Annotated in this window: 19 protein-coding genes; 8 read left to right on the plus strand and 11 right to left on the minus strand. The window is 61.7% G+C overall.

Annotated elements, in window-relative coordinates:
• Window positions 1–2: 2 nt before the first annotated feature.
• Window positions 3–1,694, minus strand: coding sequence for an ABC transporter substrate-binding protein (locus CUJ84_RS31745; RefSeq protein ID WP_105009553.1), 1,692 nt, complete (start codon window positions 1,692–1,694; stop codon window positions 3–5).
• Between the two features lie 310 nt (window positions 1,695–2,004).
• On the opposite strand from CUJ84_RS31745, the gene CUJ84_RS31750 reads away from it, so the two are divergent.
• The 3 genes from CUJ84_RS31750 to CUJ84_RS31760 all read left to right on the plus strand — a co-directional run bounded on the left by CUJ84_RS31750 (window position 2,005) and on the right by CUJ84_RS31760 (window position 8,116).
• The gene (locus tag CUJ84_RS31750) at window positions 2,005–2,913 is read left to right on the plus strand and encodes a flagellin (RefSeq protein ID WP_105009554.1); all 909 of its coding nucleotides are present in this window, start codon (window positions 2,005–2,007) and stop codon (window positions 2,911–2,913) included.
• Between the two features lie 268 nt (window positions 2,914–3,181).
• Window positions 3,182–4,723 carry a DHA2 family efflux MFS transporter permease subunit gene (locus CUJ84_RS31755; RefSeq protein WP_105009555.1) on the plus strand — a complete coding sequence of 514 codons (1,542 nt, stop codon included), beginning with the start codon at window positions 3,182–3,184 and terminating at the stop codon, window positions 4,721–4,723.
• Between the two features lie 105 nt (window positions 4,724–4,828).
• A complete protein-coding gene (locus tag CUJ84_RS31760; RefSeq protein WP_105009556.1) occupies window positions 4,829–8,116 on the plus strand; it encodes a GH36-type glycosyl hydrolase domain-containing protein in 3,288 nt (1,095 codons plus the stop codon).
• A gap of 26 nt (window positions 8,117–8,142) precedes the next feature.
• On the opposite strand, the gene CUJ84_RS31765 is transcribed toward CUJ84_RS31760, so the two are convergent.
• From CUJ84_RS31765 to CUJ84_RS31805, 9 genes are all read right to left on the minus strand, one after another.
• On the minus strand, window positions 8,143–8,883 hold the full coding sequence (locus tag CUJ84_RS31765; protein ID WP_105009557.1) for a FadR/GntR family transcriptional regulator: 741 nt from the start codon (window positions 8,881–8,883) through the stop codon (window positions 8,143–8,145).
• A gap of 234 nt (window positions 8,884–9,117) precedes the next feature.
• Entirely contained in the window at window positions 9,118–9,882 is a 765-nt protein-coding gene (kduD, locus tag CUJ84_RS31770) for a 2-dehydro-3-deoxy-D-gluconate 5-dehydrogenase KduD (RefSeq protein ID WP_281069967.1), read from the minus strand.
• Complete coding sequence (gene kduI, locus CUJ84_RS31775; protein WP_105009558.1) at window positions 9,879–10,715, minus strand: 5-dehydro-4-deoxy-D-glucuronate isomerase; 837 nt, start codon at window positions 10,713–10,715, stop codon at window positions 9,879–9,881. The genes kduD and kduI overlap by 4 nt, the downstream gene beginning before the upstream one ends.
• Window positions 10,716–11,339: 624 nt before the next feature.
• Window positions 11,340–11,486, minus strand: coding sequence for a DUF1127 domain-containing protein (locus tag CUJ84_RS31780; protein WP_003548073.1), 147 nt, complete (start codon window positions 11,484–11,486; stop codon window positions 11,340–11,342).
• Window positions 11,487–11,676: 190 nt separating this feature from the next.
• Entirely contained in the window at window positions 11,677–12,657 is a 981-nt protein-coding gene (locus CUJ84_RS31785) for a 3'-5' exonuclease (protein WP_105009559.1), read from the minus strand.
• Window positions 12,658–12,855: 198 nt separating this feature from the next.
• Window positions 12,856–14,235 (minus strand): sensor histidine kinase, encoded by a 1,380-nt coding sequence (locus CUJ84_RS31790; protein ID WP_105009560.1) that lies wholly within the window; start codon window positions 14,233–14,235, stop codon window positions 12,856–12,858.
• Entirely contained in the window at window positions 14,232–14,906 is a 675-nt protein-coding gene (locus tag CUJ84_RS31795) for a response regulator transcription factor (protein WP_105009561.1), read from the minus strand. Before CUJ84_RS31795 ends, CUJ84_RS31790 begins: the two co-directional genes overlap by 4 nt.
• A gap of 130 nt (window positions 14,907–15,036) precedes the next feature.
• Window positions 15,037–15,636 (minus strand): class I SAM-dependent methyltransferase, encoded by a 600-nt coding sequence (locus CUJ84_RS31800; RefSeq protein WP_105009562.1) that lies wholly within the window; start codon window positions 15,634–15,636, stop codon window positions 15,037–15,039.
• Window positions 15,637–15,732: 96 nt separating this feature from the next.
• Window positions 15,733–16,623, minus strand: a complete 891-nt coding sequence (locus CUJ84_RS31805; protein WP_105009563.1) for a haloalkane dehalogenase — start codon at window positions 16,621–16,623, stop codon at window positions 15,733–15,735.
• Between CUJ84_RS31805 and CUJ84_RS31810 the strand changes: the two genes are divergently transcribed.
• From CUJ84_RS31810 to CUJ84_RS31820, 3 genes are all read left to right on the plus strand, one after another.
• Window positions 16,624–17,136, plus strand: a complete 513-nt coding sequence (locus tag CUJ84_RS31810) for a MarR family winged helix-turn-helix transcriptional regulator (protein ID WP_105009564.1) — start codon at window positions 16,624–16,626, stop codon at window positions 17,134–17,136.
• Window positions 17,137–17,199: 63 nt separating this feature from the next.
• A complete protein-coding gene (locus CUJ84_RS31815) occupies window positions 17,200–18,468 on the plus strand; it encodes a flavin monoamine oxidase family protein (protein WP_105009565.1) in 1,269 nt (422 codons plus the stop codon).
• A 222-nt stretch (window positions 18,469–18,690) separates the two neighbouring features.
• A complete protein-coding gene (locus CUJ84_RS31820) occupies window positions 18,691–19,722 on the plus strand; it encodes an aldo/keto reductase (protein ID WP_027687564.1) in 1,032 nt (343 codons plus the stop codon).
• A gap of 109 nt (window positions 19,723–19,831) precedes the next feature.
• On the opposite strand, the gene CUJ84_RS31825 is transcribed toward CUJ84_RS31820, so the two are convergent.
• Complete coding sequence (locus CUJ84_RS31825) at window positions 19,832–21,616, minus strand: APC family permease (protein WP_105009566.1); 1,785 nt, start codon at window positions 21,614–21,616, stop codon at window positions 19,832–19,834.
• Between the two features lie 250 nt (window positions 21,617–21,866).
• Between CUJ84_RS31825 and CUJ84_RS31830 the strand changes: the two genes are divergently transcribed.
• Both CUJ84_RS31830 and CUJ84_RS31835 read left to right on the plus strand, forming a co-directional pair.
• Window positions 21,867–24,236 (plus strand): DUF1989 domain-containing protein, encoded by a 2,370-nt coding sequence (locus CUJ84_RS31830; RefSeq protein ID WP_105009567.1) that lies wholly within the window; start codon window positions 21,867–21,869, stop codon window positions 24,234–24,236.
• 302 nt (window positions 24,237–24,538) lie between these two features.
• Window positions 24,539–24,748: a cold-shock protein gene (locus CUJ84_RS31835; RefSeq protein WP_003548109.1), complete on the plus strand. Its 210-nt coding sequence runs from the start codon at window positions 24,539–24,541 to the stop codon at window positions 24,746–24,748.
• Window positions 24,749–24,760 lie beyond the last annotated feature (12 nt).

Raw genomic sequence — 24,760 nt, forward strand, 5'->3', positions numbered from 1 at the left:
GCTTATTGGACCGGCTTGAGGCGCAGCAGATGCATCAGGCGCATGCGGTTGTTGTCATGATCTTCCGGGTTCATGACGGGATCCTTGTCGGTGACCCAGCCGGTGAAACGCTTGCTGGAGAACTGGTACCAGGTCGGCCCGTTGAATACCGGCACGACAGGGAAGTCGTCGGCGATCAGCAGCTGGATGTCGTTGAAGATCTTTTTGTGATCGTCCTCCGACGTCGCCTTCAGATACTGATCGAAAAGGGCGTCCAGCTTCGGGTTCGAATAGCGCGAGGGCGCGCCGGTGATGCGGCCGCCATAAGCGGTCGACAGGCTCTGGTAATAGCCGCGGAACGGTGTTGCGCCATCGGCGCGGGAGTTCATGACGACCTCGAAGCTGCCATCGATGATCTGCTTGCGCCATTGTTCATATTCCGGCGTGGCAACGGATGCGTTGATGCCGGCAGCACGCAGTCCTTCGACCGCGATCTGGACGGCGTCGATCCAGTCCGTCCAGCCGTTCGGAACGATGATCGGGAAGACGATGGGCTTGCCGCTCGGCGTGGTGCGGAAGCCGTCAGCACCCTTCTTGTAGCCGGCATCGTCGAGAATCGTGTTGGCCTTCTCGGTATCGAAGCCCATGAAGGCGTCCTCGTCGCCTTCGGCGTCCTTGTTGCGCCAGGTCTCGAAGCGCGGCGGCAGGCCGGTCGCATGCTCGTTGACGACGGGATAGCCGAAGCCGGCAATATCGACCATCGACGCGCGGTCCATGGCGAGGCTGAAGGCGTGGCGGAAGTCCAGGTCCTTGTAGGCCTCGAGATTGCCTTCATTGCCGCTCTTGAAGTTCATCTGGAAGGCGACGGTCTCGGCCGGCGGCTGCCAGTAGCCGTTATGGTCGGGATCGAGCGCCACGAAGGTCTTGTCGATCTGCGGAATGAAGGAGCCGATCCAGTCCATATTGCCTTCCGGCAGGATGGCAAGCATCTGGTCGTTGCCCGAGATCTGCGGCAGCCTGAGGCAATCGACATGCAGCGAGGCGGCATCCCAGTAGTTCGGGTTGCGGCATTGCTCGTAGACCTGCGGCGTGAAACGGCGCAGCTCCGTCATCGGTCCGGACCCGACCGGCTTCTCGTTCTTGAAGGCGACCGGATCGGAAACGTCCTTCCAGATATGCTCGGGAACGACGGCGAGGTCTGCAAGCGTTTCCGGGAAATCGGAGTTGACGGCCTTGAGATTGATCCTGACCTCGGTCGCCGACGGCGCCTCGACGGAGGCAACGGTCTCGCCGACGCCGACGGTATCGAGCGCGGCGTTCTTCAGCATGAGATCGATCGTGTATTTCACGTCGGCCGAGGTCAGCGGCTGCCCGTCGGACCATTTCGCGCCGGGCCGCAGCGTATAGGTGACCGATTTCATGTCCTCGGAGAATTTATAGTCGGTCGCCAGGCGAAACACCGGCTTGCCGCCATCCTCGGCATTGAAGATGGCCAGGGGCTCGTAGATGAAATCCATCGTGCTCTGCCGACGGCCGGCAAGGTCGAACGGATTGAAGTTCTGAACCCAGCTGCTCTGCTCCTCGATATGCATCGTCAGCACCGACTCTGCGGCTGCACCACCCGTCCCAAAAACGACGAGCGCCGTCAGAGCGGTTGCCGCCGCAAAGCCGGCGCGCATGGAATTGTTGCGGATTGCACTCTTTCTCAAGCTCATTCCATCGTTCCCCTTGTTGCTTATTTTTGAAGTCAATCAAATTGATTTAATATTGATAGTCAGTTTCCTGCCGACACGTCAATTGCCGATCTCAAACTTTTTGCAACGAACTCCGAGGCGGTTCACTGCGTTGTTTTATAAGGGTAATTCCGGCGTTAATAATTAATGTACCTTTAAGTACCATAATTGTTTCAACGATGGCGAATCGACCTGCTCGAACATTGGTCGATAAGCATGAGGCTGCTCGCCACGGCCGGGATGTTCCCCGGGATGCAACACATTCAACTTCTAAGAGCGGGTCGAATTTCCCATGACGAGCATCAATACGAACAATTCAGCGATGTCTGCCCTTCAGACGCTGCGCAACATCAACTCCAGCCTCGAAACGACACAGAACAGTGTTTCCACCGGCTATCGGGTCGACACCGCATCCGACAATGCCGCCTACTGGTCGATCGCAACCACGATGCGGTCCGACAACAAGGCGCTCTCCGCCGTTTCCGACGCGCTTGGCCTCGGCGCAGCAAAGGTCGATACCGCCTATACGGCCATGGACAATGCGATCGACGTCGTCGACGAGATCAAATCCAAGCTTGTCGCGGCAACCGAGGACGGTGTCGACAAGTCCAAGGTCCAGGAAGAAATCAGTCAGCTTCAGGAACAGCTGCTGAGCATTGCCCAGTCGGCGTCGTTCTCCGGTGAGAACTGGGTCGCGGGCGCGGATGGCACAAAAAGTGTCGTATCGTCCTTCGTTCGCGACGGCTCCGGCGCCGTTTCCGTTAAAATGACGGAATACGCTCTGGATACCAGCTCCACGGGCAATGTGTTGTTCGGCATGAGCAGCGGGACGATCGATACCGCGTCCGGCATCCTCGGAACCGTGGACGCAAACGGCGATTCCGTCTATTCGCTTGATATCACCGACTTCACCACTGGTCAGATCCAGTCGGCGCTGTCGACCATCGAATCCGCACTGTCGGCAATGACCTCTGCCGGTGCGCAGTTGGGTTCGATCTCGACGCGCATCGATCTGCAGGAAGACTTCGTCAGTGCGCTTTCCGATTCGATCGACTCGGGCGTGGGCCGGCTGGTCGACGCCGACATGGAGGAGGAGTCGAGCAAACTGTCTGCCTTGCAAACACAACAGCAGCTTGCGATCCAGTCGCTATCGATCGCGAATTCGTCGTCGCAGAATATCCTGTCGCTCTTCCGCAGCTAAGCGCCGGATATATAGGACGCTCGGAGCAAATCCGTTGATGATACTATCGAGCCTGGCCCACCCGGTCAGGCTCGATCGCGTTCAACTCACTCGTGCAAATTTGTGCCGGCGGGTCCCTATCCCTCCTGTCCTCATCCGAACTATGGTGTCGCGATCGGCGAAATCGCGGTTCACTTCCGAGCCATGCTGTCCGTCGTCTCGATCGCAACCACGATCGGCCTTAGTCTTCGCACCCCAGGGCGGAGAACGCAGCGCACGGGATCATCGCATGTCGGAACGACTTGAATCTGCCCGTTCTGATGAAACGCCCGCCATCGTCTGGCTCGGCTTCCTGGCGATGTGCGTCGGCATGTTCATGGCGATCCTCGACGTCCAGGTGGTGGCAACATCGTTGCCGACCATCCAGTCGGCGCTCGGTATCGATCCGGATCAGATGAGCTGGATACAGACGGCCTATCTCATCGCCGAAGTGGTGGCGATCCCGCTCACCGGCTTCTTGACCCGGCTTCTGACGATGCGGTGGCTGTTCGTTACCGCCATCAGCCTGTTCGTCGCCGCCTCCGCCGGCTGCGCGGCCAGCGGCAGCTTCGGTGAGCTGGTCGCCTGGCGGGTGCTTCAAGGTTTTTCCGGCGGAACTCTGATCCCCTCGGTGTTTTCAGCCGTGTTCATCCTCTTTCCGAACGAGCGGCAGGCGCTGGCGACGACGATCGCCGGCGTGCTTGCGGTGCTGGCGCCGACCGTCGGGCCGATCGTCGGCGGATGGCTGACGCAGACCTATTCCTGGCACTGGCTGTTCCTGATCAACATCATCCCCGGTATCGTCTCGGCAATCCTGGCGGCACGGTCCTTGCCGCGGAAGGCGACTGATCCGTCCGAACTCAGACATCTCGACGGTCTGTCGCTCCTGCTGATGGCAACCGCGCTGACGAGCCTGGAACTCAGCCTGAAGGAGGCGCCGACGAGCGGCTGGATCTCGGCCTATGTGCTCAGCCTGCTGACGGTCTGCCTCGCATCGGGAGGCGTCTTCGTCTGGCGCACGCTGCGCCAAGACAGGCCGATCGTCGATCTCGGCAATTTCGGTGACCGGAACTTTCTCGTCGGCTCCGTCTTGAGCTTCGTGCTCGGCATCGGCCTCTTCGGTTCGGTCTATCTCATGCCGGTCTTTCTCGCTTTCATCAGGGGGCATGACGCGCTCGAAATCGGCATGACGATGCTGGTCACCGGCATCGCGCAACTGGTGACCGCGCCGATCGCGGTCGCGCTGGAGAAGCGCATGGATGCGCGGCTGCTGTCGGCGGCCGGTTTCGCGCTCTTTGCGATCGGCGTCGGGATGAGCGCCTTTCAGGATCCTCGCACGGATTACGACGCGATGTTCTGGCCGCAGGTCGTGCGTGGCGTCGCCATCATGTTCTGCCTGCTGCCGCCGACGCGGCTGGCGCTCGGCACACTTCCGCCAGATCGCATTCCCGATGCCAGTGGACTTTTCAACCTGATGCGCAATCTCGGCGGGGCCATCGGTATCGCGCTGATCGACACCATCATCTACACGCGCTCGGAACCGCTGGGACAAGGCCTGTGGACCCGCCTTCAAGCCGGCGACATCGAGGCTGCGACATTCGTCGGCGCGCCTCTCCAGACCATATCGGGACATAGCGGCAGTTTCGATGCCGACACCACGGCGCTGCTCGATCCGCTGGTCCAGACGGCGGCAAGCGTCCAGGCGATCAACGAAGCCTGGATGGTCATCGCCGCCCTGACCAGCTGCGCCCTGCTCTCAGTGCCCTTCGCCAGGCGGCCGGCGTCAACGTGAAAACCATGGTGATAGGTTGCCGATCTTCCGGTCGCCGGTAAGATTTCTCTCAATCATTTTGCGTCATCCTCCAGTTCCCCTCTGAAGCCAATCGACGAGATCTCAATGGCCCCGGTCCTCACACGCAGTTTTCAAATGCCCCGACGCGAGGAGCTTGGCCTCTTCACGATCAGCAACGGGTCCGGCCTGTCGATAGAGGCCCTGCCGAACGGCACGCTGTTTGCCATCGAATTTGCCGACGACAAGGGATCGGTGCAGATCAACCAGATCCAGGGCTCGCCGCTCACCGGCGGCATCGGCCGACTTTATCTGCGCATCGGCGGTGCGGCACCTGATGTCGTCGAGATTGTCGGGCCTCGCGCTGATGGCAGGTTCGGGCACGATGCAACGAGCTTCTCCTGGAGCGGCAAGAGAGGCGATATCAGCTACACCGTCCGCCTCGAGCTCCATCCCTCCGAAACGGCCTGGTTCTGGCGTGCCTCCATCCGCCATCTGAAGGATGGAACGCTGCCGGTCGATCTGGTGCTGGTCCAGGACGTCGGTCTCGGCGATCGCGGCTTCCTGATGAACAGCGAAGCCTATGCCTCGCAATATGTCGATCACCACATCGCCGATCACGAGACATTCGGCCCTGTGGTGATGAACCGGCAAAATCTCAAGCAGTCCGGTGCCCGCAACCCCTGGCTCGTGCAAGGCTGCCGCGATGGGGCGGCTGCCTATGCCACGGATGCGATCCAGTTGGTGCAGGCGAATGACCGGCTCGACGACCTGCTGGTCGGTCCCTTCGGCACCAGCCTGCCGCGCAAACGGCGCCAGCAGGAGACGGCATGTCCCGCCATCCAGTCAAAATCGCTCCCCGTGCCGGCAAGCGGTGTGACCGCGACCTTCTTTGCTATGTTTGCCGCCGACCATCCCGAGGCGTCGAGCGATGCCGACCTTTCACGGCTTGACGAGCTCGCGGCGACCGACAGTGCGGCTGTCGATATTGCGGAGGCAGCGCCGGTCCGCAGCCTGGTGCAGGATGCTGCCCTGCTGAAGGCCGAGGCGCTGGATAAAATGGCGATCAGCAGGCTCTATCCGGAGCGGAGCCTGGAAGAGCGCGTCGACGGAAAGCTTCTTTCGTTTTTCGTATCGGACGGCGTTTTAAACCGCCATGTGGTCCTGCGCGACAAGGAGCTCATGGTGGCGCGCCGTCACGGCGCGATCGTCAGAAGCGGTGAGAATATGCTGCTCGACGATGCGACGCTTGCCGCGACCTGCTGGATGCAGGGCATTTTCGCGGCCCAGCTGACGATCGGCAATACGTCCTTTCACAAGCTCTTTTCCGTCTCCCGCGACCCCTACAATCTGACGCGCGCCAGCGGGCTGCGCATCATGGCGGATGTCGGCGCCGGCTGGCAGCTTCTGGCGGTGCCGTCCGCTTTCGAAATGGGGCTCAGTGATTGCCGCTGGATCTATCGCCTCTCCGAATGCACGATCATCGTGTCGGCGGTCGCCTCCGGCGAGGATGCGGCGATGCAGTGGACCGTCTCCGTCGAAGGCGAGCCGTGCCGCTTCCTGGTGTTTGGTCATGTCGTGCTCGGCGAGCGCGAATATGACGCGGGCGGGCAGATCGAATTCGATACGGCAGGCAAACGCATTCTTTTCCGGCCGGACCCGGGCTGGCTCTGGGGCGAGCGTTATCCCGATGCCGGCTATTGGCTGGTGAGTTCGACGCCCGGTGCGATCGAGGAGATCGGTGGCGACGAACTGCTCTACAGTGATGGGATAACACGCAACGGCGCTTTCGTGGCGCTCCGATCCCGGCCGACACAGGGGCTCTCTTTCGCCGTCGTCGGTTCGATGACCGATGCCGCGCAAGCCGAGCGCCTGGCGCAGCGTTATGAGGCCGGCGTCACCGATGAAGCCATGCTTGCACCAGCATCAAAATTCTGGCGGAACGCGGTGCGCGGCATAACGATCGGCAGCACCTCGCCCGACCTTGCCGCACAGACGACGCTGCTGCCCTGGCTTGCGCATGATGCCATTGTGCATTTGAGCGTACCGCACGGCCTCGAGCAATATACCGGCGCTGCCTGGGGCACACGCGACGCCTGCCAGGGCCCGATCGAATTCCTGCTTGCCTATGAGCATGACCGCGAAGCCAAAGAGGTGCTGAAGACCGTCTTCAGTGAACAATACCTTGACAAAGGCGACTGGCCGCAATGGTTCATGCTGGAGCCCTATGCCAACATCCGGGCGGGCGATAGTCACGGCGACATCGTCGTCTGGCCGCTGAAGGCGCTCTGCGACTATATCGAAGCGACCGGCGATCTCGCCATCCTCGACGAGAAAGTCTCCTGGCGCGACGAAAAGACGATGGCCAGGGCGCCGGAGCCCGACACCATTGCGATCCATGTCGAGAAGCTGCTCGAGACCGTCCGCGAAGCTTTCATCCCGGGAACGCATCTGATCCGCTATGGCGAGGGAGACTGGAACGATTCCCTGCAGCCGGCCGATCCGCATCTGCGCGACTGGATGGTCAGCAGTTGGACCGTTGCTTTGCTCTATGAGCAGATCGTCCGTTATTCCGCAATCCTGCGCCGCCTCGGTCATGGCGACAAGGCCAGGGGCTTGCGGAAGATCGCAACGGCGATGCGCCGGGATTTCAACCGCCATCTCGTGCGCGACGGCATCGTTGCCGGCTATGGGATCTTCGATCCCAGCCATGATGGCGTCGAATTGCTGCTGCACCCGAGCGACCGGCGCACCGGCCTGCATTACTCGCTGATCTCGATGACGCAGGCGATGCTCGGCGGCCTCTTCACGCCGGTTCAAAGACGCGCCCATATGAAGCTGATCGAAGAGCATCTGCTCTTCCCCGACGGCGTGCGGCTGATGGAAAAGCCCGCGACCTATGCCGGCGGGCCTGAGACGCTGTTTCGCCGCGCCGAATCCGCCTCCTTCTTCGGCCGCGAGATCGGGCTGATGTATGTGCATGCGCATCTGCGCTACTGCGAGACGCTGGCGCTCGAGGCCGAGGCGGACGAACTCTGGAAGGCGATCGCCGTCGTCAATCCGATTTCAGTTACATCAGCGCTGCCGCATGCGTCGCTCCGCCAGCGCAATACCTATTTCAGCAGCAGCGATGCGGCTTTCCATGATCGCTATCAGGCGACGGCCGAATGGGAGCGCGTCAAGGCGGGAGAGATCGCCGTCGACGGCGGATGGCGCATCTATTCAAGCGGCCCCGGGCTCTACACCAGAAGCTTCGTCGAAAATATCCTCGGCTTCAAACGCCGCTTCGGCCGGCGCAAACGCAAACCGCTTCTGCCGGCGATCCACGCCTCTGCCGATCTGCACACCGACCACGCCGCCTGGCGGCGGCTGATGAAGCCGAAGCCTGAGGTGTGAAGCGGCGGACGCCATTCACTGCGGCATCATGCGGTAGCGTCGCGCAGCTCTTCGAAGCGCGCGGCACTCTTCGACAGGTGGCTTCGGATGGCGCGGCGCGCGGCGGGCTCGTCGCGGTCGCGGATCGCCGCGAATATGGCATGGTGTTCCCTGCGCATGCGCGCCGCATGGCGCTTGCGCTCGGCTGTTGTCATTTTGTCCAAGCGCGCCCATTGCCGCGGTACCATGATGTTGCCGAACGTATCGAAGAGGCGGCCGTAATAGGAATTCTGCGTCGCGACCAGAATGGATCTGTGGAAGGCGTAATCCTCTTGCGCACCATATCCGCCCTCCTCGAGCGCCTTGTCGAGGGCATCGAGACGATCCTGCATGCGGTCGATGTCCTCCTGGGTGCGCCGTAGCGCGGCAAGACCGGCGGCTTCGTATTCGATCCCCATGCGCAGCTCCAGCACGCGCAGAACCTCGTCGATCGACTGCAGGTCGTTCGGAATAATCGAGAAGGATCTCGGCGTCGGATCGTTCGAGACGAAAGCCCCAAGGCCTTGCCGCGTGGTGATCAACCCCTTTGCACGCAGAGCGGCGAGCGCTTCGCGAACGATCGTCCGGCTGACGCCGGTCGCCGTCATGATCGCCTGTTCGGTCGGCAGGCGCTGGCCGGGCTTCAGGTCGCCGGACTCGATTTGCGCCGTCAACATATCGGCAAGATTGCTGCGCAGGTTCGGCGCCTGCTGAATGGTATTGAAGACCGCGTTGTCCTTATCTGCCATCCTGTTTCGAAATCCTGGTGTCGAGGCGGCTGCGCCGACCCCGTTTCCTGTTCTACATTATATAGTTAGAGCATGATGTCGTCCGAAAACCGCTCACACTTTTCGGCATCATGCTCTAGCGCATAACCCCGAAAACCGGAATCGATTTTCGGGGTTATGCTGAAAATCAAAGCGATAGAGCGTCCTTAGCGCGTCTGAAAAGGCGCTCTAGGCCTGATCGGTTGGTGAGACCGATCAGCGCGCCAGCCAACCGCCATCGACGGGCAGCACCGTTCCATGCACGTAGTCGGACGCCGACGATGCCAGGAATACGGCCGCACCGCCGAGTTCGGACGGCGTTCCCCAGCGCCCGGCCGGGATGCGGGCAAGGATGGCGGCATTGCGGTCGGCATCCTCGCGCAGCGCCGTGGTGTTGTTGGTCACGAAGTAACCGGGGGCGATGGCGTTGACGTTGACGCCCTTGCCGGCCCATTCGCAGGCCAGCAGCTTGGTCAGTCCGGCGAGGCCACTTTTCGAGGCGGTATAAGACGGAATCCGGATGCCGCCCTGGAAGGAGAGCAGCGAGGCGATGTTGATGATCTTGCCCCTGCCCTTGTCGACCATGTGGCGGCCGGCTGCCTGCGACAGGAAGAAGGCGGTCTTCAGGTTGACGTCGATCACCGCGTCCCAGTCTTCTTCCGTGAAATCGAGCGCATCGGCGCGGCGGATGATGCCGGCATTGTTGACGAGGATGTCGAGGCCGCCGAAGGCCTGGATGGTCTCAGTGACGATCCCCTTTACCGGTTCGATGCTGGCAAGATCGGCCTTGACGACATGAAAGCGGCTTCCCGCTTCCTTCACCAGCGCCTCGGTTTCGTCCATTGAGGAGCGTCCGACGGCGACGATCGACGCACCGGCCTCTGCCAGTGCGGCCGCGATGGCCTGGCCGAGCCCTGTATTGGCGCCGGTGACGACGGCAACCCGGCCGGAAAGGTCGAAGGGATTTGCCACGACGCTCACCTCAGATCCGCGATGGCGATATGGTCCATGTCGGTGAAGCTCTTATTGTCGCCGGCCATCGCCCAGATGAAGCTGTAGTTCTTGGTGCCGGCGCCCGAATGGATCGACCAGGGCGGCGAGATGACCGCCTGTTCGTTGGCGACAAGCATATGCCGGGTCTGCTGCGGCTCGCCCATGAAGTGGAACACACGCTGCTCCGCTTCGAGATCGAAATAGAGATAGGCTTCCATGCGGCGGTCATGCGTATGGGCTGGCATTGTGTTCCAGACGCTGCCCGGCTCGATCATGGTGAAGCCCAGGGTGAGTTGGCAGGACTGGCAGACTTCCGGGTGGATGAACTGATAGATCGACCGCTTGTTGGCTGTTGCGGCTTCGCCCGGCGTCAGGTGACGGGCCTTTTCGCGGGTGAGCAACACGGTCGGGTGCGCTTGATGCGCTGGCGTCGAGACCAGATAGAACTTTGCCGGATTGGCAGCATCCGCGCTCTCGAACCTGATGTCCTTGGCACCCTTGCCGACATAGAGGCAATCGTATTTGGCAAGATCGTAATTCGTGCCGTCGACGATGATACGGCCGGCACCACCGATATTCAGGGCGCCGAGTTCACGCTCGGCAAGGAAGGTTTCCTGTCCGATCGCCGTCGGCGCCGTCAGCGTCAGCCCGGGGCCGAGCGGCGTCGCGCCGCCGATGACCATCCGGTCGTAATGCGAATATGTCAGCCGGATCTCGCCGCTCGCGAAGACGGTTTCCACCAGAAAGTGACGCCGCAGCGTCTCCGTGTCGAAATCGCGCACGGCCTCGGGATGGGAGGCGTGCCTCACGTCGATCTGCATGTCAATTTTCCTTCCGCTTCATTATCGCCAGGGGTCGTCGCTATTGCGGAAGCCGGTCTTGTCCGGCCTGTTCCGCTGCGGCGGTATCCATCCGGTTACATAGTTGTACGACAAGTTTGGTGTCAACAGGTTTGTCGGTGCGCGCATGAGGAGACGCAGGGCCCGCAAGAGCACGACAGAAAATTTGGGAATAGAGAGGGGAATTTGCGAAGATGATGAGGCCATCTTCAAGCGATGATCGCAATCGGCCGCTTCGGCGCCGTCCGGTATTTCCTTGGGCCAAAACAAAAAAGCCTGCCGCGGGAGGAGGTGCGGCAGGCTTTCGAAAAAAACCGAACGACAGCTGGGAGGAGGAGTGCTGTCATTCCACAGACGACCCTGGGAGGAGGATGGGGCGCCTGTATATCGAAGGGACGCGGGAGGAGGTGCATCGCTTCGATAGAAATAATCATACTTATTTCTTGCTCAGTTGATAGGCATTTCTTTGCAATGCAGCTATGCGTTATGCGAAAAGCGGGCGGCTTGATCACCCTGCTCCATCCGCCGGACGCACAAAAGCAAAGCGCCCGCTCGGGAGGAAGCAGGCGCTGGCATAGTCTCGAAGATGCTTGGTGCAAGTTGCCGTTAGCGGGCGATGGCCGCGCGGGCGACGTTGCGGATTTCGCTGCGTCCGATGCCGAGGTCGTCCAGTTCGCGTGCGGACATGCGACCCAGTTCAGCGACCGTCTGACGATACTTGCGCCAGTTATTGAAAGAGCGTGCTACGTTCATGATGATCCCCTTTCGTGGGCTTTCGAAGCTCAGCTGCCAGTCCTTGGCGCTTCGTTCGCTTCGATGAGTTGTATATAGTATGAGACCCTTGATTATTGCAGCGCCAATGCATCACTGCACCTATGCAGCAATTGCATGGATCGTCATATCGGGTAGCGACTTCCCGATCAGGATCCGAACCGCTTCGCGGTCAGAGTTTGAAACGATCGAAGGCCGTCAGCCGCACGATCGGCGGCTCCGCTTCTTTCCACCGGTAAATTTCCGAACGCAAATAGGAAAGCTCGTCGCCGAGATCCTCTTCGCCCACTTCTATCCACCAGGACTTCAGGCGACCGTCGCTGCCGTCCGACCAGCGATAACCCCTCGCCTTCAGATGATCCTTCATCTCGAACGGGCTGTGTTCGGCAAAGATGCGGATGCGCGAGCGCTGGCTGGCCCGGTAAAGCTCGGTGAACGGGCTTTCACCGTCGCGCTGCTCTCGATCGAGGATTTCCAGGAGCGCGTGGCAGTCGTCCACGGCGCGATGGCCTTCGTGAAAATACCCGGCCTGGCCGACGAGATAACCGAGCTTCGTACCCTCGAAGCCGCGGGCGCTCCAATCGATCTCCGAAACCGAGCATGCCCAGGCCTTGCCGGTGAAAATCTTCGAGAAGGCCTCGCAGAACGGCCGGTCGAACCCGGCATTGTGGGCAATGATCAGATCCGCAGGTTCGATCAGCACTCTCAGAGATTGGATATCGATGAGCTGTCCTTCGACCATCGCATCGGTGATACCCGTCAGCCGGGTGATCTCGGGCGGGACCGGTCGGGACGGCTGTTGCAGGCCGCCATAAATGCCGACGATATCGCCGATCGTCCCATCATCGTTGAACGTGAAGGCGACGGCGCCGATTTCGATGATCTCGTCGCTGCGGTGGTTGAGACCGGTGGTCTCCGTATCGAGAATGACGCCCAGCCGCGAAAACTCCGGCCGTCTGACTGACGCAACCGGCCGGGCGGCCAGCTTTCTCAAGATACGATAGTTGCCGCTTTCTTCGAGCGTCCGCGCCATGTCTTCATCAGAGTAGGCGGTCGGTTGGGAAGGTAGCCGGCGCGCTGGACCGCGCACCTTGGCAATCGCGGGCGATGCCTTGGCAAACATGTCGAGTTGCGAATCTCTGTGCACGCTCATCGAATCTATATGTCACGGAGACGCGATTTAATCCATCGCACGACAACGCCGCGCGTCTTTTCGAGAGCCGCAAAGGACGCTCTAAAGCATGTCGCGCAAAAGTGTGCAGCGGTTTTGCGATGACGACATGCGCAAAACCAAAGACCTAAAGCATGGCAAGCGAATCTGAAAGTTCGCGACGCGCTTTAGAACTTTGAATTATGCAGTCGCCAGGCGCGGCGGCGTGTGAAGGCCTGCCGTTTTGTCCGGTGGGAAGCTCAGCCGGCAGACCGCGCCGGGATTGCGGTTGTCGATCGTCACCTCGCCGCCGTGCATGCGCAGGATGTCGCGGACGAGATTGAGGCCGAGACCGGCGCCGCGTCCGTCGTGATGGCGCTTGAAGAACGGCTCGAATATCCGATCCCGCATATCGGCGGGAATACCCGGTCCCTCGTCGCTGACCTCGATCCAGTTGCAGCCGGCGGTCAGTGCGATGATGCCTTTCCTGCCGCCGTGGTTGATCGCGTTCTGCAGGATGTTCATCAGGGCGCGTTGCAGCGCCAGAGGATCGCCCTCAATCTCGCCGGCGCCATCGACATCGAACTGCACCGTATAACCGGCGGCAAAGGCCAGCGGCGCCATCTCGATGATGACCTTCCTCGCCAGTTGGCCGAGATCGACCTTGCTGAACTGGACCTTGCCCTGTTTCAGCCGCTGAAGATCGAGCATCTGCTCGGTGAGAACGGCAAGCCTTGCGGCATCTTCCAAGAGGTCGGTCTTGATCGAACTGTGCGGCAGGGATCCAATTCTCGTATTCAGAATGGCGATCGGCGTGCGCAGCTCATGGGCGGCGTCGGTCAGAAACCGTTCCTGCCGCTCGTAACCCTCGTCGAGACGGCCGAGCGCACGGTTGACGGCGCGTACCAGTGGCGCGATCTCTTCGGGAATATCCTTTGCCGAGAGCCGACCGCCGCGCTGGTCGATATCGATCGTATCGGCCTGGAGCGCGGCCTGGTCGATCCCGACCAGCGACCTTCGCACGACGAGCGGCGTTGCGATCAGCGCGCCCAACGCCATTACTGCGACGATGGGGATAACAACTTTCACAAGGATCAATGAAACGCGGAACAGGATGAAGGCGAGCGAGTTCGGGCCGTCGGTGCCCGTCAGAAACTGCGCCTGTCCCCAATCCATCGCTATCCACATCATCCGGGCAGCCGGACGGTCGTGGTCGCCGAGATCCGAGCCGAACCTTGCCTGGCCGACATGATCGAGCGTATTGCCGATGGTGGCATATTCTTCCGGAATCCGGCCCTCTGTCAAAACATGTCCCTGCATGTCGCGAATGGTGTACCAGAGATCGGGCGCATCTTTCCGCAGCTGTCGCAGGTCCTGCGTTTCCCTCAGGCTCAACTCTCCGGTGGGCTGGCGGAAGACGGCCTGGCGCAGGATCTCGATCGTGCCCTCCGTCGATCTGTAATCGGTTATCTTGCCCACCGAAATCAGCACGATCATCACCAGGATGAGCACGACCGACTGTACGGCAAGAAGCCGCCAGAGCAGGCGCTTGCGCAGCGAATAGGAGCATCGTTTGCTCATGATGCTTCACGCAGGAGATAACCCACGCCCCGGATAACGTTGATGACTACGCCCGCATGCGACGCTGCCAGCTTGCGCCGCAGCCGCGATATATGGGAATCGAGCGCATTCGACTGGATCTCGTCGTCGAAGCCGAAAACCGCTTCCATCAAAGCCGGCCGCGGCACCATGCGACCAGCCCGGCGCATGAGGCATTCGAGCACCAGCGCCTCCCGGCGCGGCATTTCCAGACGCAAGCCGGAAACGATGATGTCGCAATAGGTCGGATCGAACGAAAGACGGCCGATCGAGATCAGCGCCGGGCGCAAGGTTTCGGAGCGGCGCATCACGGCGCGCAGCCGCGCCAGAAGTTCGTCGAAGACGAACGGCTTGGCGAGGTAATCGTCGGCACCGGTCTCAAGGCCAGTGATCCTGTCTGGAACCTCTCCCTTGGCGGTGATGACGATGATTGGCAGCGTCAGCCCTTTTTTGCGGATCTTCGGAATGAGTTCAAGGCCGTCGCCGTCGGGCAGTTGCCGATCCAGGAGGACGGCGTCGTAGGCGCCGTCGCCGATCACCAGCTCGGCGTCGCATAGGGTCGAAACATGGTCCATCACCATGTCGTGCCGGGTCAGGGCGCCCCGGAGCGCCACGGCCATTTGAGGTTCGTCCTCGATCAGTAATATGCGCATCTCACATTCCTATCGGGGGCCGGAGCGGTCGGTCCATAGGTGGAACCATATCACCCTCAAGCAAGTCTGCGGTGCCTGCAGCGCATCGAATGCAAGATCGTCGCCTCGTAGCAAAGGATCCTATCCATCATCATGCGCGGCGCTGCTCGATCAGGGCCATCGGCTGGTACCTGCGGCTGATGCGGTAGACGGCGGCCGGCGGGATATTGCGCAAGGTCCAGCCGATCCTCTTTGAGACGAGACCGAGGGAGTCGAGGATTTCGATGGGCACCGGGCATTTTGGGCCGTAGGTGAATTGATAGAAGGCACCATGCGGTCTGAGGTTGGAAAAGCAGCCCTCGAGCAGCGCCTGCACATCGTCCGGCCGCATGACGAGAAGCGGAAGCCCGCTCACGACGCCGCCGAAGAAGCTTCCGGAAAGCGCCGTCTTCCACATCTCCCGCACGTCCAGCTGCAGAACCCTGGAATCCGGAAAGCGGCCCTGCAGCAGCATGGCGAAATCCCGTTCGTATTCGATCAGCGTCAGATCCCGCTCGGCAATGCCGCGTTCCAAAAGGGCGGTAGTGAAAACGCCGGTGCCCGGGCCGAGTTCGAGAACCGGCCCGGTTAGCGCAGAAATTTCCTTGGTCATCAGGCCCGCAAGGCGGGGGCCTGATGGCGTGATCGAAGCGATGCGCAGCGGCGCGCGAAGCCAGGCAAGAAGAAAGCGTCGTCGATCGAAACGTGGCATTGGACCTTCACAGTGGCTGATTGATCCCACCCATGAACCGGCTCAACATTGCAACAGTCTGTCATGTCGCAGTCACGGCGACGCAGACGCAGATTTTTATGCCTGAGAGGCGACCTTCCGCTGTGCTATTCTGAGACCCCTCCTGTCGATCCAGCTTTTGATTTCGGCGGCAATCGCCTCGGGCTGGTCCTCGGGGGCAATGTGGCGCGCCGGCCCGCAACCCCTGATCTCGAGGCCGGCGATGTTGTCGCGGCACCACGAAATCATCTCGCTGCCGATCAACAGCGTTTCGGAGGGACCGTCGAAGGTCAGCAGCAGCTTGGGAATCTGAGGACTAGCAGAAAGCCAGCGGTCATAGCTCTGGATCCTGGCGACTACATCGGCCGGCTCGCCGTTGATCGGCATGGCGCGCGGCCATTCCAGCAGCGGGCGCCGGCTGTCGCGGTCCGGATAGGGTGCGCGATAGACATCCCAGTCGACATCGCTGAGCCCTTTCAGCGTGGTCGCGCGCAAGGCCTGTTCGATGAAGAAATTTTCCTCAAGGACCTTGGCCTCGCCGGTTCCCGCACCCCGCAACAGTTCATAACGCGCCTTTCCTCCACCTGGCAGATCCTCCCAGCTCATCGGCCGCAGGATGGTTTCCATGACGGCGATGCCGCGCACCCGCTCGGCGTGGCGCGAGGCCCAGTCGAATGCCAGCGCGCCGCCCCAGTCGTGGCCGACGAGCACGACGTCGTCGAGGTCAAGCGCATCGAACCAGGCGTCGAGATAGGCGATGTGATCGCCATAGCGATAGCCGATATCGGGTTTGCCGGATCGTCCCATGCCGATCAGATCGGGCGCCAGGCAGCGGCCGGGCCCGATACCGGGCATGATGTTCCGCCAGAGATGCGATGAGGTGGGATTGCCGTGAAGGAAGACGATCGGGTCGCCCTCCCCCAGTTCCTCGTAGGAGATGAACGAGGTGAGGATATCGATGGTCGGCATATGGAGCTCCGCGCTTTTGTGTTATATAGGCAGGCGACTGTCCATTTATCATATAGACAGGTAACTGTCTATATTGTTGCGCGGGGTTTCATGTCGTCGTCTTCCCTTGGCCTGTTGTTGCGTCTGGTCCATCAGCATTGGACGCAGGCCGTCGACGCGGCACTCGATGAGGCCGGCTATGGCGATATCCGCCCGCCGCATGCCAACGTTTTCACCTTCGCGCGGCCCGAGGGCATTCAGGTCAGCGAGCTGACCAAGCTCGCCCGGGTTCGCAAGCAGACGATGACGCAGGCCGTGGAAGAACTCGAGCGCTTGGGTTATGTCGAGCGCCGGCCCGATCCGAACGATCGGCGCGGCCGGCTGGTGTTTCTGACGGAAAAAGGCCAGGGGGTCAGGCCGATTGCGATGGCGGCGGGCCGGCGCGTCGATGAAAGCTGGGCGGCTTTGACCAGCCACCAGCAGATGGACGATCTGCGGACAGCACTGCGGCGGCTGCTGGAGCAACTACAATAGCGAAGCGGGGCTTGCTTGAGACGACCCTTTCCACGTAACCGTCGCACGACCGAAGGAAAATACATGCCGGGTGACAACAGCAAGGGCGCCGAAGAGAATGTCGTCATCATCGGCGCTGGTGCTGCCGGCATCGCCGCCGCCCGCCGGCTGCAGGCAATCCGCCCGCATCTTTCCATCCTCCTGCTTGAAGCCGGCGACCGCCTCGGCGGGCGCGCCTGGACGGTCGGACTGCCTGACGCCGATATCGGGCTCGATCTCGGCTGCGGCTGGCTGCATGGCGCACGGACCAACGCCTGGACTGCGATCGCCGGCGAGGTCGGACTGACGGTCGACCGCACGCCGGCGCCCTGGAACGATGGCGGACGGCGGCTTCAGCGGGATGACGCGGAGGCGCATGCCGCAAGGGAGGCGATCGGCGCCTATTTCGAGCGCCTCGAGAGCCACGAGGGGAATGACGCAGCCATGGCCGATATGCTCGAGCCCGGCAATCCCTGGAACGGCCAGATCCGGGCGATCGGCACCTATATCACCGGTGCCGAACTGGAGCGGTCGTCGGTCGTCGATTACAACAGATATGATCCTGGCCCTGGCCCTGACTGGCGGGTGCGCGAGGGCTATGGAACGCTGGTCTCGCTTTACGGCAAGCCGGTTCGGGCAAAGCTCGGCACCGAGGTGACGCGCATCGACCATCGTCACGCCGGCCGTATCGGCATCGAGACGAACCAGGGTGGGCTCAACGCCCGTGCGGTGCTGGTGACCGTGTCGACGAATGTGCTTGCCGCCGGCAAGATCGCCTTCGACCCGCCCTTGCCGGAGAAGATCGAGGCGGCGGCCCGTTTGCCGCTCGGGCTCGCCGACAAGCTCTTCTTGAGGCTCGCAAATCAGGAGGCGCTGCCGGCGGACACCCATATGCTCGGCTCTGCCAGTCGCGGCGCGACCGGCACCTATCAGCTCCGGCCGTTCGACGCGCCCGTCGTCGAGGCCTATTTCGCCGGTGACCTCGCGCATGATCTGGAGGGGCAAGGCAGAGAGGCTGCCTTCTCCTTCGCTGCGGATGAACTGGCCGCACATTTCGGCGCGGATATCCGCAAGGAATTGTCGGTGGCGGCAATGTCGGCCTGGGCTGCAGCGCCCCATATCGGCGGCTCCTATTCCTATGCCGAACCCGGCGCCTCCGATCTGCGCGGCCGTCTCGCCGCGCCGCATGACGAGCGGATCTTCTTTGCCGGCGAGGCCTGTTCGATGGCGCGTTATTCGACGGCGCACGGCGCCTACGAGACCGGTGTCGCCGCAGCCGATCTGATCGCCGGCTCGTTTTCGCAAAATCCGTGATCCTCGCCGGCCGCGACGGCAGGAATATTTTTTTCTCACTTGTCGCGCGGGCGGGATTGGTTATGCTCCCCCCAGCCCCCTGTGCTCCCAGCCCGGGGCGCTATACGTCATCCGGCGGCAAGCGGCCGCCTCAAGCACAATATTGTCATTGATTGCAGGAGCCCCGGCTTCTACCCCGACCGTTTGCGTGTCGGCTGCGGGTATCCGCATGAGGAGGAAGAAATGGACTATCGCAAGCTCGGTCCCAGCGGGACCGTCGTTACCGCCTATTGCCTCGGCACCATGACCTTCGGCGCGGAGGCTGACGAGGCCGCCTCGCACAAGCTGCTCGACGATTATTTCGCCTGGGGCGGCAATTTCATCGATACCGCCGATGTCTACAGCGCCGGCAAGTCGGAAGAGATCATCGGACGCTGGCTGAAGGCGCGCCCGACCGAGGCCCGCCAGGCGATCGTCGCCACCAAGGGGCGCTTTCCGATGGGCAACGGACCTAACGATATCGGCCTGTCGCGCCGGCATCTCGGCCAGGCGCTCGACGATTCGCTCCGCCGCCTCGGCCTCGAACAGATTGACCTCTACCAGATGCATGCCTGGGACGCGCTGACGCCGATCGAGGAAACGCTGCGCTTCCTCGACGATGCGGTTTCCTCCGGCAAGATCGGCTATTACGGCTTCTCCAATTATGTCGGCTGGCACATCGCCAAGGCCTCGGAGATCGCCAAGGCGCGGGGTTATACGCGGCCCGTGACGCTGCAGCCGCAATATAACCTGCTGGTGCGCGACATCGAGCTCGAGATTGTCGCGGCCTGCCAGGATGCCGGCATGGGCCTGCTGCCGTGGTCGCCGCTCGGCGGCGGCTGGCTGACCGGCAAATACAAGCGCGACGAGATGCCGACGGGCGCCACCCGCCTCGGTGAAAACCCCAATCGCGGCGGTGAATCCTATGCGCCGCGTAATGCGCTGGAACGAACCTGGGCGATCATCGGCGTCGTCGAGGAGATCGCCAAGGCGCATGGCGTCAGCATGGCGCAGGTGGCGCTCGCCTGGACGGCGGCGCGGCCGGCGATCACGTCAGTCATCCTCGGCGCCCGTACGCCGGAGCAGCTCGCCGACAATCTCGGCGCCATGAAGCTCAAGCTTTCCGACGACGAGATGGCGAGACTGAACGATGTGAGCGCCCCTCAGCCACTCGACTATCCCTATGGCAAGGGCGGCATCAACCAGCGCCACCGCAAGATCGAGGGCGGCCGCTGAGCTTCCGTCTATAACCGGATGAGCCGTCTCGCCCGGTCTTCAACCACCAATGAAAAAAGCCGCCATGTTTCCATGGCGGCTTTTCGGCCTTTCTGCTTGGGAGGCGATTTTAGGCCGGAAGCTGGAAGATCACGTTGGCGATCAGGACGATCGCGAGGCCCGCGGCGAGTGCGAGATAGGGCAGGATGCCGGCTTTCTTGACGCCGAGATCCTGGCCGACGAGACCGAGATCCTCCATCGCGCCGGCCGGGAATTTGCCGCCGTCGCGCACATAGTGGCGATAGGCGAAGACCGGCAGGATCAGGGCGGCGAAGATGAAACCGACCCAGAGCGCATTGGAATAACCCCAGACCTTGGCGCCAGCGCCGAGGAAGAGCGCGTTGACGAAGGCCAGCACGGTATTGAGGCCGATCAGCCAGGTCGGCGCCTTCCAGGGGCGTTCGATATGGCCGGAATCCATCCGGTGGATCCAGCCGGAATTGAGGTTGAGGAAGTTGAAGATGATGTAGCCGACATTCGAAACGGCGAGCACGAAGAAGTAGCCGCCGACATCCGAGGCGATCGCCAGCAGGAAGAGATTGAAGGCGAAATCCGTCCACATCGCCCGCGTCGGCGCGCCGTGTTCGTTGACGTGGTCGAGATATTTCGGCAGCCAGCCGTCCTTCGAGCCCTGGTAGAGCGTGCGCGAAGAGCCGGCCATCGCCGTCATGATGGCGAGGAAGAGTGCCATGATCATCAGTACGACGAGCAACTGGGTGACGACGCGGCCGGCGCCGATCAGGCCGCCGAGCGCTTCGGCAACACCGGTGCCATCGACGATGCCGGGGGCCAGCATGCCTGCATGGCCGAGAACGCCCTGGAAGGCGAAGGGCACGAGGAAGAAGAACAGGCAGCAGGCAAGGCCGGAATAGAAGATCGCCTTGAAGGTGTCGGTCTTCGGGTTCTTGAGTTCGCGGGTGTAGCAGACGGCCGTCTCGAAGCCGTAGGTCGACCAGGCCGCGATATAGAGGCCGCCGAGGAAGAGCGTCCAGCCGCCGTTGCTCCAGGTGCCGTCGACAGCGGCATAGGCGGCTGTCGGCGGCACGAGACCGGTGACGTTGGTGGCAAGGATCTGGCCGCTGACGATCGGATAGAGGCCGATGATGAGCAGCGGCACCAGGACGATGATTGCCAGCCACTTCTGCACGCTTGCCGTTTCCGAAATGCCGCGATGCTGGATCGCGAAGATGATCAGCATCAGGATGCCGCCGATGAAGAAGGTGGCGTTGATATTGGCGGTGGCAAGGAAGGGAATGCTGAAGCTGAAGAGCGACCAGCTGCGGATCGCCGGCGTCAGGGCGGCGATACCGTCGGTGCCGAGCAATGCCTTGACGGCGTCATCCGGCGTGGTGCCGGCATGGGCTGCGATATATTCGGCGACGCGGGGGCTGTCGGCCGTGATGGAAGCGGCATGCGCTGAGATCCAGTCGAGGACCATTTGCGAATCCGCCGCCGGAATCGGGTAGAATGCGTTGAGGATGTAACCGGCGGCGATAGCGCAGCCGAGCGACAGCACCGGCGACCAGGCAAACCAGTTGCACCAGACGGACAGCGGCGCGATGAATTTCGAATAGCGCAGCCAGGCGGTGGCGCCATAGACCGAAGCGCCGCCGGATTTGTTGGCGAACATGCCGGCGATCTCGGCATAGGTGAAGGATTGCAGGAAACCCATCACCATCGAGATGATCCAGACGACGAAGGCGAGCTTGCCCGTCGTGCCTGCGATGCCGCCAATGGAGAAAAGAACGAGCGGCGGCACGCCCGCAGCCACCCAGAATGCGCCCTTCCAGTCGAGCGCGCGTACAAGCTTACCTTCGGTGCCGGATGCAATCCCGGCCTCCACAACGTCTGTCATCGGTGAAATTCCCCATTCTATTTGTTCCGGACGTATCTTTGTACGTCTCCCTGAACGTGTCTCCCTGACAGTCTCAAGCCCGCCCGGATGATTTTTGCGATCCGCGTTCCCGACGGATTCCCCGAGTCTCAACTCTTGATGCATAGTGAAGATTTTTTCTTTTTAGTCAACTCGACTTTACTTTCGTGGCGCATTTTGTAACCTGTATGGGTGGGTGTCCGAGGACGCCCGATCCTCCCACGAGGGCAGCATGCGAGAACTTCACCCTGCTATGACGGGCCTGCGGCCGGCCGCTCCGAGCCTCGTGCACTATCCCGGCATTCCCACACTGCCGGAGGGAACCGAGCGCTACAGGGCAAAGGGCGGCGGATCGGTCGTTATGCGCGTCGAGCCGGGCGACCGCGTCAGCGTTATCGACAGCGAGGGCGGACAGGTCTGCGAGATCTCTTTCCTCGATGAGAAAGGGCGCTTCCTGGCGGCCGGTCTCGGAGCGGCATTCAGCAATTCAGCCGAGGGTTTGAAGGCCATTCTTCAGGCAGAGGATGAGAGTGCTGCCCGCACGCGTACAGCACTTCAGCGTCGCGGCGCCGATTTGGCAAAGGTCGGCGCGCGCAGCATCTTCGGGGCCGGATCGACGCCGGGCAGCCGGGCGGAATTCACGATTTCCCTGAAGGGCCTGCTGATGGTTGCAGCACCCGCTAGCGCCATGTCGCCGGAGACGCAGGATACGGCGACTCCAATCGAAATCAGGATCAAGCGCAGCCTGCTGATCCGCGATTATGCCTCCGCCCTGCCGGAACCGGCCGCCGATCCCGTCGAGGATATCCGCATTCGGGCGGCGACCGCCGCAGCCTATTTCGTGCGCGCCGGCGAATTCATCCAGATCATCGACGTCTATGGACGCCAGTGCACGGATTTCCAGGCTTTTGCCGCCCGCAAGGTGGACAAGGGTCTCGACCTCGCGCTTGATTCCACCGTCACCCGTACGCTGCTCGGCCGCAGCTATCCGATGCCGGGCCTGCCCTCCAAGGCCTTCGACCGCGACTTCGAGCCGCTGGTCGAGATCGTTCAGGATACGGTCGGCCGTCATGACGCTTTCGCGACCGCCTGCAACTCGCGCTATTACGACGACATGGGTTATCCCGGCCACGTCAACTGCACGGATAATTTCAACGCGGTTCTGGCGCCTTACGGCATTGCCGGCCGCAAGGGCTGGGAAGCGCTGAACTATTTCTACAACACCAATATCGACCACAACAACCAGCTCTATCTCGACGAGCCCTGGTCGCGCCCTGGTGATTACGTGCTGATGCGGGCGCTGACCGACCTCGTCTGCGTCTCCTCGTCCTGCCCTGACGATATCGACGCAGCGAACGGCTGGGATCCGACGGATATCCACGTCCGCACCTTTTCCGGAAAAGAGAAATTCTCACGAGCGGTAGCCTATCGCATGACCCCAGATGCCGACGCCGAACTGACGCGCGAAACCGCCTTCCATCCCCGCCTCTCCGCGTTGACGCGGGACTACACCGAATATCGCGGCTACTGGCTGCCGAACCGCTTTTCCAGCGAAGGGCCGGTCGAGGAATACTGGGCCTGCCGCGAGCGCGCCGCCGTCATCGACCTCTCGCCCTTGCGGAAATTCGAGGTGACGGGGCCGGATGCCGAGGAGCTGCTGCAATATTGCCTGACGCGCGACGTGCGCAAACTGTCGACCGGCCAGGTCGTCTATTCCGCCATGTGCTACGAAAACGGCGGCATGATCGATGATGGGACGCTCTTCCGGCTCGGCGACAAGAACTTCCGCTGGATTGGCGGCGATGATTTCAGCGGCATCTGGCTGCGCCAGCAGGCCGAGAAGAAGGGCTTCAAGGCCTGGGTCCGCTCCTCGACCGATCAGATGCACAATATCGCCCTACAGGGTCCGAAGAGCCGCGATATCCTCAAGGAGATCATCTGGACGGCGCCGCGCCAGCCGACGATCGGCGAGCTCGAATGGTTCCGCTTCGCCGTCGGCCGCATCGGCGGCTTCGAGGGTGTTCCAATCGTCGTTTCACGCACCGGTTATACCGGCGAACTCGGCTACGAGATCTTCTGTCATCCGAAGGATGCGCTGACCGTGTTCGACGCCGTCTGGGAGGCAGGGCAGCCGCACGGCTTGAAGCCGATGGGGCTGGAGGCGCTCGACATGGTCCGCATCGAGGCGGGCCTGATCTTCGCCCATCACGAATTCACCGACCAGACGGACCCGTTCGAGGCCGGGATCGGTTTCACGGTGCCTCTGAAATCCAAGCAGGACGATTTCATCGGCCGCGAGGCGCTGATCCGGCGCAAGGAGCATCCGCGCCATTTGCTCGTCGGCCTCGACATCAAGGCCAATGAGGCCGTCGGCCATGGCGATTGCATCCATATCGGTCGCGCCGAGGTCGGCGTTATCACCAGTGCCACGCGCTCGCCGATCCTCGGCAAGACGATCGCCCTCGCCCGCATCGACGTGATGCATGCAAGCCCCGGCACCGAGGTCGAGATCGGCAAGCTCGACGGCCACCAGAAGCGCCTGCCGGCGACGATCGTGCCGCTTTCGCATTACGACCCGCAGAAGACGCGACCGCGCTCGTAATGCCTGCTTTTGAGGTCGGAGCCAGCGATCGGCTTCTTGCGGTGTTGATGAAGCCGCACGTTTTAGCGGCCGCATGCAAGACGACCGAGATACAACTTTATATTGAGTGCGCGGCCCTGAAAAACTAAAAGTTGACAAATTTGGGTTGAATGACTATATCTCGGTAGTCGATATTGCTTGTTTGACTTTTGTTATCGCACGCTGGCAACGTGCCCTGGACGAACTTCCCTCTTCAAAATCGAGACCATCATCCGTCGTGCTTCCGCACGTGCGGTCGTTCAATTGCTATGAAAGGGTTTGTTATGACCACTGGCACAGTTAAATGGTTCAATTCCACCAAGGGCTTCGGCTTCATTCAGCCTGACGACGGCGGCGCTGACGCCTTCGTCCACATCTCTGCCGTCGAACGCGCCGGAATGCGCGAAATCGTCGAAGGCCAGAAGATCGGCTACGAGCTTGAGCGCGATAACAAGTCGGGTAAAATGTCCGCTTGCAATCTCCAAGCTGCCTGAACTGACATCTGC

This window comes from Rhizobium leguminosarum, from assembly GCF_002953715.1.
Classification (GTDB): Bacteria; Pseudomonadota; Alphaproteobacteria; order Rhizobiales; family Rhizobiaceae; genus Rhizobium; species Rhizobium leguminosarum_V.